Raw genomic sequence first — 13222 nt, forward strand, 5'->3', positions numbered from 1 at the left:
ATAATCCATGCTAATATTCGGGGCATAAGGAATAAACTGCTTAAACCATGTCAAATATCAACAAAAAGCTTTTTAAACGCCTACACTTAAATCATGCCTATGGTCAGTTGATTGCACTTATTTTCGTGCCGATCACCATTTTGGCTTGTGTCGGTGCGATGTTGGTAATAACAGAAACCTCCAATGCAGCCAAAGCACAACAAAAACAGATGGCTGTCGCGATCCTGACGCGCTATCAACCCACGTCAGAATCTGCCATAGAGTTGCTCAACCATTATCCGTGGCAGTTTGATCAAGCTCGTAATGCCATGCAAAGCATGTTGAACGAAAAACATTTGATTCGTGCCGCGATTATAGATTTCAAAGGCAATAACCGCCTGAGCATTGGCTTTCAAGATCAAGCTATTTGGCCTGCTTTTGACAGTAAAGCATCTTTTATTGGACCAATTCCACATCAGGGTAACCATGTTTATGCCCTGAAAATTTCAGATTCAACCCAGACGCCGGCATGGTTAAGCATTGAACTGGATAATCAACCGCTGCAAATTGCCCGCTATCGCGTGTTAATCGTGTTGATTGCAACAGGTTTATTGACGCTCTTATTACTTTTGCTGTGTTTGAATTTCTATTCACGTCGTTGGATTGCACCAATGTACGAAATTCGTATGCAGTTACAACGTTTAAATGCCGACACCCTAGATCAGCACATGATCATTAACAGTACTGGCGAACTCCGTTTATTACAGCGTGATATTGCCAATGTGGTTAAACGCTTGCATTTCAGTTTCTTAGAGTTACGTGAACATACCGAACAAACGGAAGATGACTTAAGACGCACCCTTGATACTTTGGAAGTGCAAAACATCACCTATCGTCAAGCTCGTGACCAAGCGATCCATGCCAATCAGTCGAAGTCGGTGTTCTTAGCCAATATTTCCCATGAACTGCGCACGCCACTTAACAGTATTGATGGCTTTATTCATCTTTTACTGCGCCAAGGCAACCTCAGTAATGAGCAAAATTTATATCTACAAACGATTCGTAAATCTTCTGCGCATTTATTGGCTTTAATTAATGACGTGCTTGATTTCTCGAAAATCGATGCAGGCAAACTAGAACTCGAAACTGCGCAATTCGACTTAGAAGAAGCCGTCTTTGATGTGATGGATATGTTGTCGCCATTGGCAGCACAAAAACACATCGACATGACCTTCTACTATGCGGACAATGTGCCGAAATTTGTGGTTGGTGATGTCCTACGCTTCAAGCAAATTTTGACCAACTTAATTTCAAATGCAATTAAATTCACTCCAGATGGTGAAATTATTGTCCGTGTCCGTATGGAGCATGATGACATCGGTCAATGTCTGCTGCACTTTAGTGTCCAAGACAGTGGTATCGGCCTAAGCGGTACCGACCGTAAGAAACTGTTTGAATCCTTCTCGCAAGGTGATGCATCTGTGACCCGTCAATTTGGCGGTACAGGTTTAGGTCTTGCCATTTCCAAACAATTGGTCAGCCTGATGCATGGACAAATTGGTTTTGAAGATAACCAAGAACGTGCCCCAACAGAAAAAGGCTCAACCTTCTGGTTTACTGCGCGCTTTGTGGTCGATGATGAAATTGAAATTGTGCATCCACAATTTAGCAATCTCCAAGTCGTTTCCTACTTAGCACATCCAGCAACTGCCAATGTCCTACGTCATTATTTAGAAAATTATGATGTTGAACATATTGAAACGCAGTCAATCCTAGATTTATTTAGTCGCCTCAATCAGTTGCAAACCAATGAAAACACTTGGTTGATCGTCGACCATAGCGGCGACTCCGAAGCCTTACTGAAAGAAATTCGTCATCGTTATAGCGGTAACTTAGCGGTTTATGGCTACCAAATGATGCTTGATCCAAACATGTTGAACGAGTACCGTGCTCGCCCATTGCATCAACCACTCAGCCGTACAGCGCTGATTCAGTTGTTGAGTAATGAGCCGTGGTTTGATCAAGAGCAACATGAAGAATTTAATGGTCAAGGTCTGCATATTTTGGCAGTCGACGACCATTTACCCAACCTGATTGTACTTGAAGCCCTGCTCTCTGAGTTAAATGTGAAAACCACCAAGGCTTTGAGTGGACAAGAAGCCATAGAAATCATTCAGGCTCGCCAAGAGCAAGGTTTGGCAGCTTTTGACCTCATCTTTATGGATATTCAAATGCCTGTGATGTCAGGTGTCGATACCACGCGCGCTATTCGTTCACTTGAGTCAACCTTTGAAAATCATAAGCGCCTTCCTATCATCGCTTTGACGGCACATGCGCTCTCTGATGAAAAACAAAAGCTTCTGCAAAGTGGTATGGATGACTATGTCACCAAGCCCATTCAAATGGATCAAATTATTCAAATCTTGACTCAATGGACTACCGATAACTTTAAGAAAGTACCGGTTTTAGAGCGCAGTTCGGTGATTGAAGCCCTAGAGCCAAGTATTTTAGATTGGCAGCAAAGCTTGCAGTTGGCCGCGAATAAAGAAGACCTTGCGGTCGATTTACTGAAAATGCTCGTCGATAGCTTTGAGCAAGAAACCCATGAAATGGCACAGCTCATAGAAGATGAAGATTTTCCACAATTAGAGCATGTACTACATCGGCTTTATGGCGCAACCCGCTATGTGGGCGCTCCAACCCTCCAAGAGGTTTCAGGTCAATTTGAGCAATTTGTTTCGACCTTACGTAAGGAACGCCGTAAAGCGGATGACGCTTTTGTCCAAGAAACCCTGAACCGTTTTGATGAGTTAAAAAATGTCATGGCGCAAGTTGAACACGCAGCTCAACAAATCTTAGCCAAACAAAATAATTAAGCGCAGTCCGACTAAAGTCAGTGCCGTCTAGCTTCTGTTGTGACTGCACTGTCATGTATCCTGTCAGGGTGCATGCTATGCTCGGGCGCAGAAACAACAAGAGTAATTACCATGGCTTTATTACGTGTAGAAAAAAATAATGGCATTGCAACGGTTTACTTAAACCGTCCAAAAAAACGTAATGCAATGAGCTTTGCATTGCTCAAAGAATTGGTCAGCACCGCTGAAAAATTAAAAAAAGATCGTAGCTTACGCTGTGTCATTTTAACGGGTGAAGCCAATGTATTTAGTGCTGGCATTGATTTGGCTGACCTGAATGATCCGAAAAATCGTGCCTATGCTGCGTGGGAACTGTTAAAGCCCGGTCAAAGTTTATTTCAAAAAGCCTTTCTGATTTGGCAGCAACTTCCTGTGCCCGTAATTGCAGCACTTGAAGGCTTTTGCTTTGGTGCAGGCATGCAACTTGCCTTGGCTGCCGATATCCGTATTGCCCACCCGAAAACGCAAATGTCAATTATGGAAAGTCGTTGGGGCTTAGTCCCTGATATGGGCTTAACTCGCTCACTCAAAGGTGTGATAGGACTGGATTTAGCCAAAGAATTAACCTTAACAGCACGTATTTTTGACGCAGAATATGCCAAGGAAATTGGATTGGTGACACATTTAAATGAACAACCTTTGCTTCAGGCGCAGCAGTTAGCCGAAGAATTATCACAACGTTCTCCAGATGCCTTGGCAGCGGCAAAACAAGTGCTAGATGCCATGGAACATAGTCCAAAACGCTCTTTACGCTTAGAAAAAATCTGGCAATTAAAATTATTGCTCGGCAAAAACAGCCAATTGGCACGTAAAAAAGACAAGAACCCAGAGGTTCAGTTTTTACCACGCCAATATAAGTAAAATAGTCACACAGGATAGATTGAGTACAGCACATGGCGTTTGATCGTAATACAAAAATTGCATTTCTAGGTATGGGGCTGATGGGTAGCCGTATGGCCACGCGTCTCATTCAGGCAGGATTTGAAGTAGCGGTGTGGAACAGAACTGCTGCTGCGTGTGATGAGTTGATTGCGATTGGCGCGACAGCGCTTCAATTGGAGAAGATTGCCCATTATCCTGTGGTTTTATCTTGTCTCGCAGATGATGCTGCTGTTGCCGCGGTGTATGCAAGCATCGAAACCCATTTAGCGGCAGGACAAATTATTGTCGACTTCTCGAGTCTTTCTGTAAATCAAACCCATCAATTGGCTCATACTGCAACGTTGAAACAAGTCACTTGGATTGACTCTCCTGTTTCGGGGGGCACAGCCGGTGCTGAACAAGGCACCTTGGTCATCTTTGCCGGTGGTGATGCTGAAACGATTCAAGATTTGAGTCTGATTTACAATGTTTTATCTCAACGTGTTACTCGCATGGGCGACTCAGGTACAGGTCAAGCCACCAAAATTTGTAATCAGCTGATCGTCGCTGCCAATAGCACGTTAATCGCAGAAGCTGTCGCACTGGCCGAGAAATCAGGTGTAGACACCACGTTATTAGCACCAGCGCTTGCCGGTGGTTTTGCAGATTCAAAGCCTTTTCAGATTTTAACTCCACGTATGGCAACACATCAGTTCGAGCCCGTGCAATGGAAAGTTCAAACTTTATCTAAAGACCTGAATAATGCAGTCCAACTGGCCGCCGAGTTTGAGTTAAGCATCCCTGTTGCCAGCCTTGCTTTATCGCAACTCAAAGCCCATCAGGACAATGGTTTTGCAGAAAAAGATTTAGCCACCATCATTCAACATGTCGAACAAAACTAACGACTTTCACTTTAGAAGTAAATTGCTTCAAGGACGATATACATGACTCAGCTCGCGGTTAATTTATCCATGATTTTTACCGAAGTGCCGTTGTTAGAGCGTTTTGCTTTGGCTCGTGAACATGGTTTTAAGCATGTAGAAATTCAGTTTCCGTATGAGCTGAGTATTGAGCAAATCCAAACCCAGCTCACTATCAATGATTTAAGCCTGTGTTTAATTAATGTCCCTGCGGGTGATTTGATGCAAGGCGGCGATGGTCTTGCGGGAGTTCCGGGGCGTGAAAATCAATTTCATCAGGCCTTAGAGCAATGTATTCGCTATGCCACTGCGTTAAATGTACCGAGTGTCAATATTTTAGCCGGCAAACAGCCCCAAGATGCAGACTTACTCCCATGTTTAAATACCTTGTCGAGCAACCTTAAACTGGCATGCCACATGTTGTCCGAACATCATATTCAACCGGTATTTGAAATGATTAATGGCACTGATATGCCGCGCTTTTTGGTGCAAAATATTGCCCAAGCTCAGGAAATGCTTGAAGCTGTACAACACTCTACTTTGAAGATGCAATATGACTGCTACCACATGGCGATGATGGGTGAAGATATTCTCAGTACTTTGGCAGAAAATATTCAGGATATCGGTCACATACAGTTTGCTGACTGTCCGGGGCGACATGAACCTGACTCAGCGCAGATTCCATTTGCAGAGATTTTTAAATGGTTAGATCAAAGCCAATATACAGGTTACATCGCGGCTGAATACCGACCACGAAGCAACTCATCACATTCTTTTGCGTGGAAAGACAAATACTTCCCTCATTTAGCCAATGGCCAATGACGTGTTGATTTGAAATTCAGCAACAAAACCGCTATATTAGATCATGTAAAATTGTCAGGAAATCATACCCTCTATGAATTTAGAACCATCGCCCAGCGCTTCTAATTCTCTCGATCTCGCAAAATCAACGCAAATCAAAGACGTACAAGCTTGCTTAGCTGTTGTACGTGAAGCACTTGAAGATGTAAAAGCCAAAGATATTATTGAACTTGATATCAGCACTATCAGCAACGTAGCAGATGCGATTGTTATTGCGAGCGGTACTTCAACTCGTCACATTAAGTCTCTTGCAGACAACGTGGCAGAAGAAGCACGTAAAGCTGGATTCCGCCCTATCGGTGTTGAAGGCGAACGTGATGCTGAATGGATCCTGATTGATCTCGGTTTTGTAGTGGTACATGTGATGTTACCTACAGCACGTAAATTCTATGATTTAGAAAGCTTATGGCGTACAGCTCCAGAAACTGTAGCTTAAGCTTCCAGAAAAAAGCGACCTAATTAGGTCGCTTTTTTTATCCCTTCACTTTATACACGGACAATCAGCTTCATGGTGTTTTACCCCCGACACTAAAGCAGTTGGTGTAAATCCACCTCAGGATAATTGGCTTTAATTTTCAGCTTGGTTTGTGCATAAACTTGGTCTGCACGCATCGGGCCATAAAAGTCACAATACACTTCATAAATGCTCGTTAAAACTTTGGCATAACTGGTCAAAGGCAAAAACTCGACAAAACTCGCTGAATTAATTTGTGCATTTGCCGCAATTGCCAGCCCGATTTCTTCTAATTGCTCAATCACATCTTGGGTGAAATCAGCCTGATCTGTAGATTTCACCGTCAGCATGACTGACTCGATAAAGCCTAAAAAGGCCTCGCTAATGGTCTCTGCAATGAGCTCGTCTTCTTGCTCCTGCTCCTGCGGTTTTTCAACCCTTAACAGTTCCTGCTTTTCTAAGGTAGATAACTCATACAAGACTTGCTTCAGCATATCTTTACGATAAAAGCGTAGCTCTTCTGTGGTACAGATATCATTTAAGAAGCGATTTAAGACAAATGACGGTTTCATGCTGTACTGCTGCTCCCAGTGCCGTAGTGCACTGTCGAGTAAAGTCCCATGAATAAATTGTTGTAAGCCTTTTTCTAAAGCTTCGCGGCGTTGTGCCAAATTCAACAGTTCGGTGCTCATTGCATTACTCCTGTTAATGACGTTTGGTCATATCATCCGTTTCAAAAGTCACATCTTTTTGAAACTCGGGATAAGACAATTCAGCATGCTCGGTATAGTCCAAACCACGTTGTTCATGTTGCTTACTCACCCGTAAGCCACCCAACAATTTATCTAAGACCTTAAATACAATGAACGCAACGCCAAAGCCCCATAAAAAGGCTGCAATCACTCCAAGCCCTTGTATCGCGATGACATCGCCATTAAACATATTATTTTCAAGGAAGATCCCTGCAGCCAATGTTCCCCATGCGCCACAGAATCCATGCACGGTCACCGCATCAACCACATCATCCAGTTTCATTTTTTCCATGAGCATTGGTAGGAAGGTCACCATCACACCTGCACATAAACCGGTGATGACCGCATACAGTGGAGACATCGTTGCACAGCCTGCCGTAATGGCAACCAAGCCACCCAGTGAGGCATTGATCGTACTGCGGATCAAAATGGCTTTAGATCGGATGAGACAGAGCAACATATATGCAACCACGGCAGCACACGCCGCAAGATGCGTATTTAAAGCAATACGTCCTACGCTGACATTGGCATTAATGGTCGAGCCTGCATTAAAACCAAACCATGCTAACCATAAAATAAAACCGCCTAATGCTACCAAAGGTAAGTTATGCCCTGGTAAATAATGGCTTTGCCCATTGCGTCCAAATCGACCCAAACGTGGTCCCAATACAATGATGCCAGCCAAGGCAACCCAGCCGCCCATTGAATGCACCACGGTCGAACCTGCAAAGTCGATAAATCCGAGTGCTTTTAACCAACCGTCTCCGCCAAATAAACTGCCCCATGCCCAACTACCAAAGACAGGATAAATCAGACCTGAGACAACGGCCGCACTCACCACATAAGCGACAAAATGAATCCGCTCTGCCATTGCACCACTGGCAATGGTGGTTGCCGTTGCAGCAAACATCATTTGGAAAAATAGAAGGTTCCAGTGCCAATCATCCAGTTGATCGGGTGCAAAATGACTGAAGCCAAACCAGCCCGTGGTATTGACCCCAAACATCAGACCAAAACCCACCAACCAAAACACCAGACCACCCAAGCAGGCATCCATGTAGTTTTTCATGAGTACATTCACGGTATTTTTACTGCGAACTGAACCACTTTCGATCATGGCAAATCCGGCTTGCATAAAGAACACCAAGATACCGCCCAGTACCACCCAAATACTGTCGAGCGAAATACGAATGTCTTGAATATTACTGGCGATTTGCGGGTCAACTGCCCATGCAGTCGATGTCAGGACACTCAGAAACAGTGCCATCAAGTATGTTTTTTTCATGATTATTCCCCCAAGAATAACCATGCTGTGCAAAAAGAATACCAAATTTCAGACAATTAATTATTTTTCAATACATTGCGTCACAAAACCAGTTCGCGACAATATTTTGAATCACTGAGATCGAATTTAATGGAACAAAACAGCTCATCGATCTGTACCTTGGTTTCAAAACACGCATCAATTTGATTCAAGCACCTGATGCGCTAAATATTTGTGCACTTTTAGTGTGAAGCATTCATTAATCAAAAGCCAAGAAAATAAAAGCGAAGAAAACAAAAAACCACCCGAAGGTGGTTTAAATCTTCCTCAATCCCGCTTTATCACAGCGGGACTTTGGCAATATGGATTAATGACCACCGCCATTAATGGCTTTTGTCATATCTTCCACAACTTTCTTCGCATCACCGAAGATCATCATCGTTTTATCGTTATAGAACAAGTCATTATCTAGACCTGCGTAGCCTGTAGCCATAGAACGTTTGATCACCATAATGGTACGTGCTTTATGCGCTTCAAGGATTGGCATACCGTAAATTGGAGAACTTGGATCGTCTTTTGCCGCTGGGTTCACAACGTCATTCGCACCAATCACCAGTACTACATCTGTTGCTGGGAAGTCTGAGTTGATCTCGTCCATTTCAAGAATGTCTTCGTATGCAACATCAGCTTCAGCTAAAAGTACGTTCATGTGACCCGGCATACGACCTGCCACTGGGTGAATCGCAAAACGAACTTTTACACCTTGTTCTTTTAAGATTTCACACAATTCTTTCACGGCATTTTGTGCACGACCTTGCGCCATACCATAACCCGGTACGATCACCACGCTATCCGCATTTGACATCAAGAAGCCAGCATCGTCTGCAGAGCCTGAACGGTGATTACGCTGTGCTTTTTCACCATTATCCGCTGCAGCTACTGCGGTACCACCCATTGCACCACCAAACAAAACGTTGATGATTGAACGGTTCATGGCTTTACACATGATGTAAGACAGAATCGCACCCGATGAACCAACCAGTGAACCTGCAACAATCAGCATGTTGTTTTCAAGCGTGAAACCAATCCCTGCTGCTGCCCAACCTGAGAACGAGTTCAGTAGCGATACCACCACTGGCATATCACCACCGCCTACTGGCGCAATCCATACCCAACCAAATGCAAGTGCAAGAACAGTCATTGCCCAGAAAGCATTCATGTTGCCTGTAGTGAAGAAGTAGATACCACACGCCAACATCGCAAGGAAAATTAAAGCTTGAACAGGTTTTACCCATCCACCTGAAATGGTTTTTGCCCATTTCTTCGCAGCCAATTTACCGTAAGCAAATACCGACGCTGTGAATGTAATCGCACCAACGAAACAGCCTACAAACAATTCAAATAAATGAACTTTGCTCATGTGGGCATGTTCTACACCCGCTGCTGTTAATACCGCTTCATTCTCCGCGAATGCCGCAGTCAATTGGTTGTTATGTAGAATCGCAGCGATCGCAATCAGTACCGCAGCCAAACCGACCAATGAGTGCATCAGTGCCACAGTTTCAGGCATTTGCGTCATCGGAACTGTTTTTGCACGTGCAATACCAACGACCGCACCCAACACCATTGCACCCACAATCATCCAAATCACTGGATGATCTGCGACAAAGAATGTGGTGATTACAGCAATTGCCATTGCGATCATGCCGTAACGGTTACCTTGAATCGCAGTTTTCGGACCAGACAAACCACGCAACGTTAAGATAAAAAGAACGGCACCAATCAGGTAGAACCAATCCGCATATTCTTTAATGAATTCCATGGATTAACCCTCTTTTTTCTTTTGCTTAGGTTTGAACATTTCAAGCATACGTGCAGTCACCGCAAAGCCACCAAAAATATTGATACTTGCAAGGAAAACAGCAATCGCACCTAAAATACTCACCACGTTAATGCTTTGGAACTGTACGCTTGCATCCACAATACCTGGGATACCAACGGTTTGAATCATCGCACCAACGATAATGATCGATGACAAAGCATTGGTTACAGCCATTAATGGTGTGTGTAGTGCAGGTGTTACCCCCCAAACCACGTAGTAACCAACAAAGATTGCCAAGACAAAAATAGTAATCGTTTCAACCATGATGATTCTCCTTAACCACGTTTCAGCAGCACTTGGCCGCCATGAGTGACAAGTAGTGCTTTTTGAATTTCTTCTTCAGGGTTAATCGCGAAGTTCTTTTCGCTATCAAACATGGTTTCAATGAAATTCAAAACGTTACGTGCATACAGTGCCGACGCTTCAGTCGAAACTGTTGAAGGAATATTTGGGATACCGAGAATTTTCACACCATTTGCAGTCACGACATTTTCGCCGCAGACAGAACCTTCAACGTTACCGCCAGTTTCAACCGCCATATCTAAAATGATTGAGCCCGGTTTCATTTTGGCAACAGTTTCTGCTTTGATTAAACGTGGTGCGTCACGGCCCGGCAATAATGCAGTCGTAATCACGATGTCAGCATTCGATACGGCTTTATCAACAATAATCGCTTGGTCACGAATGTAGTCTTCACCTGGCATCCAGCCATAACCATTTTTTGCAGCATCAGCTGCTTTTTGTTGCTCTTCTGGTGACATTGGTACGTCTAACCATTTACCACCCAAAGATTCAACTTGGTCACGTGCTGTAGGACGTAAGTCAGTTGCTTCAACTACGGCACCTAAACGTTTCGCTGTTGCAATAGCTTGTAAGCCTGCAACACCTACGCCCATGATCACAACACGTGCAGGTTTTACTGTACCAGCTGCTGTCATCAGCATTGGGAACATACGTTGATATTCTGCCGCAGCCAAAAGCACAGATTTATAACCTGAAAGGTTGGCTTGAGATGAAAGTACGTCCATGTTTTGCGCACGAGATAAGGTCCGTGGCAAAAGTTCCAATGCAAATGCAGACACGTTTTGTGACGCAAATTGGTCAAGTTCGGTGTTGCGGTAAGGGTCAAACATCCCCACAACGGTGGTGCCCGCTGTGAGTTTTTGAATTTCGTCACCTTTAGGCGCACGAACTTTCAAAATCATTTGACTACCGGTATAGGCATCATCCGTAATTTTGGCACCAACTTGTTCATAGGCGCTATCGATGTAAGCAGCGTTTACCCCTGCTCCACGTTCAATAACGACGCTATGACCAGCGCTGATCAACTTCTTTACTGTTTCAGGCGTCGCAGCGACGCGATTTTCACCGACAACAGTTTCGGCTGGAATTCCGATCTGCATGAGCGTTCCTCAAGCTAATTTTTCTTAAGTAAACATCGCAATCCGCGATGTCTCCCCTCAGGATGTGTTTTTGTACAATTTTTGGATTCTAATTGAACTTTTTTAAAATACTACCCAATATTTATTTAATAAATGCCCATATTTTGAACTCATGATTCATGAAAAGAATGATGCGATACTTCATTTATTCAGTTTTATTTGTCGATTTATTACTCATTTTTATTCTACTTATAACTTTTTAATATTACTTAAGACTCAAAACATAAATAATTTAGTCGGTTTTAGCGCGTATTGTTTCAGCGCGTTGATCATTGTGACATTTTCATTCGACAACTAATGATTCGAACTTGTCGTTACAAATCGACTTAAGTCAGGTAAAGGCAGTCGTTCATTCAAACTGCATCAGCTCGTTGACTCATTTGACAGTTTTGACGTGCTGACTGGTATTGAAAACTGACTTTTTTCTACCACAGTCTAGTCAAATCGGTCAGCTTGAATATTCGATGAATTTTTGCGCACGTTTCGGGTTTATCGAAGTCTTGCCCTCCCCACCTGATGCTTCGCCTTAAGTCTTAGAATTGGCTTTTTTAGCTAAAAAAATAATTTTTTGAATATTTAGCATTATGATATCGCTATTGGCTTTGTATCACCAAAAACAATAATTGCACCATTTATGTGCAATTTTCACCTTAAATGTTTCAGCCTGATATATTTGACCTGCCGAGTCATGTTGAGATTAAAAAAATTCAAAACCAAATTGGTCATTTCTTCCACTGTTTTTCATGTTTGATCTAGCAATCCCTTATGCATAAAGGAATAAGTACTATTCTTTTTTTGCATTTTTACTCACACGATGCATTTTTTATAATCAAAATGATAGTTCAAACTTATCGGATCAATGCTGTCGAATTCGTTCAGTCGTCATGAGGCACACCTTAACTTATGTCAAGAAACCTTAGTCCGCACTTCATCGGTGCAATTTTTGCGCTGATTGCTGCCTTCTTGTTTAGTACCAAAGCAATTTTTATTAAGCAAGCCTATGCACTTTCTCCTCTTGTCGATGCCACTGTCCTCATGGCCTTACGCATGATGAGTGCATTGCCGTTTTTCTTGGTCATTACATGGCTGAGTCGATGTTCTTATCAAACGATTCAACGAAAAGATTGGGTGCTCTTACTCATTTCAGGATTAATCGGCTATTACTTTTCGAGCTGGCTCGACTTCCGTAGCTTGATGTATATCAGTGCTTCGCTTGAACGAATTATACTGTTCCTATATCCCACATTAACCGTGCTGGCTTCCGCTGTTTTATTCAAAAAGCCACTAAGTTTTAAAACAATTCTTGCCCTGATTTTAAGTTATGGCGGGACAGTGTTAGTGATGCTACAAGAACAAAATGCCACACCACATGATCAGTACTTTTGGCTCGGATGTAGTTTGGTTTTTGCCAGTGCCGTGCTATTTGCAATTTACTTATTACTCACGCCAGGACTCATGCAAAAGTTTGGTTCTTTACACTTTACCGGTCTAGCTCTGAGCATTGCCTGCATTGGGACGATTATTCATTTTCTATTTGCAACACCACAGCCTATTGCCTTGCTCCAACAACTCCCGAGTCAAGTTTGGCTGTATGGTTTAGCGCTCGGACTATTGGTTACCGTGCTTCCCACCATTTTGATGATGCAAAGTATCGTCCGACTTGGGGCTGCACAATCGGCTATGATTGCCTCTATCGGGCCCATTTTAACGATTTTACTGGCCGTTGCGTTACTGAATGAACATTTAAACCTATGGCAATGGGTCGGTTGCGGTCTGAATATGCTGGGTGTCTTGATGATCAGTCTCAGTAAGAAATCCTAATCGCGCGCTTGGATACTATTCACAGAGAAACACTTTAAGACCTGTTTGATTTTCCTTATAGTGACCACAAC

The 13222-nt window shown here is 43.2% G+C and carries 11 protein-coding genes; 6 read left to right on the forward strand and 5 right to left on the reverse strand.

Annotated elements, in window-relative coordinates; genetic code table 11:
* The first annotated feature begins 47 nt into the window (after positions 1 to 47).
* The 5 genes from FTT77_RS11230 to rsfS all read left to right on the forward strand — a co-directional run bounded on the left by FTT77_RS11230 (position 48) and on the right by rsfS (position 5972).
* On the forward strand, positions 48 to 2855 hold the full coding sequence (locus FTT77_RS11230; protein WP_180109246.1) for an ATP-binding protein: 2808 nt from the start codon (positions 48 to 50) through the stop codon (positions 2853 to 2855).
* 111 nt (positions 2856 to 2966) lie between these two features.
* Positions 2967 to 3755 carry a crotonase/enoyl-CoA hydratase family protein gene (locus FTT77_RS11235; RefSeq protein ID WP_180109245.1) on the forward strand — a complete coding sequence of 263 codons (789 nt, stop codon included), beginning with the start codon at positions 2967 to 2969 and terminating at the stop codon, positions 3753 to 3755.
* Between the two features lie 32 nt (positions 3756 to 3787).
* Positions 3788 to 4657 carry an NAD(P)-dependent oxidoreductase gene (locus tag FTT77_RS11240; protein WP_180026760.1) on the forward strand — a complete coding sequence of 290 codons (870 nt, stop codon included), beginning with the start codon at positions 3788 to 3790 and terminating at the stop codon, positions 4655 to 4657.
* Positions 4658 to 4699: 42 nt separating this feature from the next.
* On the forward strand, positions 4700 to 5497 hold the full coding sequence (locus FTT77_RS11245; protein ID WP_078191282.1) for a hydroxypyruvate isomerase family protein: 798 nt from the start codon (positions 4700 to 4702) through the stop codon (positions 5495 to 5497).
* Between the two features lie 73 nt (positions 5498 to 5570).
* Positions 5571 to 5972: a ribosome silencing factor gene (rsfS, locus tag FTT77_RS11250; protein ID WP_078191283.1), complete on the forward strand. Its 402-nt coding sequence runs from the start codon at positions 5571 to 5573 to the stop codon at positions 5970 to 5972.
* 92 nt (positions 5973 to 6064) lie between these two features.
* Here the strand turns inward: rsfS and FTT77_RS11255 are convergent, their stop codons facing one another.
* The 5 genes from FTT77_RS11255 to FTT77_RS11275 all read right to left on the reverse strand — a co-directional run bounded on the left by FTT77_RS11255 (position 6065) and on the right by FTT77_RS11275 (position 11291).
* Positions 6065 to 6682, reverse strand: coding sequence for a hypothetical protein (locus tag FTT77_RS11255; protein ID WP_111885449.1), 618 nt, complete (start codon positions 6680 to 6682; stop codon positions 6065 to 6067).
* Positions 6683 to 6695: 13 nt separating this feature from the next.
* Complete coding sequence (locus tag FTT77_RS11260; protein WP_180026761.1) at positions 6696 to 8027, reverse strand: ammonium transporter; 1332 nt, start codon at positions 8025 to 8027, stop codon at positions 6696 to 6698.
* Between the two features lie 346 nt (positions 8028 to 8373).
* Positions 8374 to 9828 (reverse strand): NAD(P)(+) transhydrogenase (Re/Si-specific) subunit beta, encoded by a 1455-nt coding sequence (locus tag FTT77_RS11265; protein ID WP_078191286.1) that lies wholly within the window; start codon positions 9826 to 9828, stop codon positions 8374 to 8376.
* A gap of 3 nt (positions 9829 to 9831) precedes the next feature.
* Positions 9832 to 10152, reverse strand: a complete 321-nt coding sequence (locus FTT77_RS11270; protein ID WP_078191287.1) for a proton-translocating transhydrogenase family protein — start codon at positions 10150 to 10152, stop codon at positions 9832 to 9834.
* Positions 10153 to 10163: 11 nt separating this feature from the next.
* A complete protein-coding gene (locus FTT77_RS11275) occupies positions 10164 to 11291 on the reverse strand; it encodes a Re/Si-specific NAD(P)(+) transhydrogenase subunit alpha (protein ID WP_078191288.1) in 1128 nt (375 codons plus the stop codon).
* A gap of 942 nt (positions 11292 to 12233) precedes the next feature.
* Here FTT77_RS11275 and FTT77_RS11280 point away from each other — a divergent pair.
* A complete protein-coding gene (locus FTT77_RS11280) occupies positions 12234 to 13151 on the forward strand; it encodes a DMT family transporter (protein ID WP_180109244.1) in 918 nt (305 codons plus the stop codon).
* The last annotated feature ends 71 nt before the right edge of the window (positions 13152 to 13222 follow it).

This window comes from Acinetobacter sp. YH01010 (assembly GCF_013420775.1).
GTDB lineage: Bacteria > Pseudomonadota > Gammaproteobacteria > Pseudomonadales > Moraxellaceae > Acinetobacter > Acinetobacter amyesii.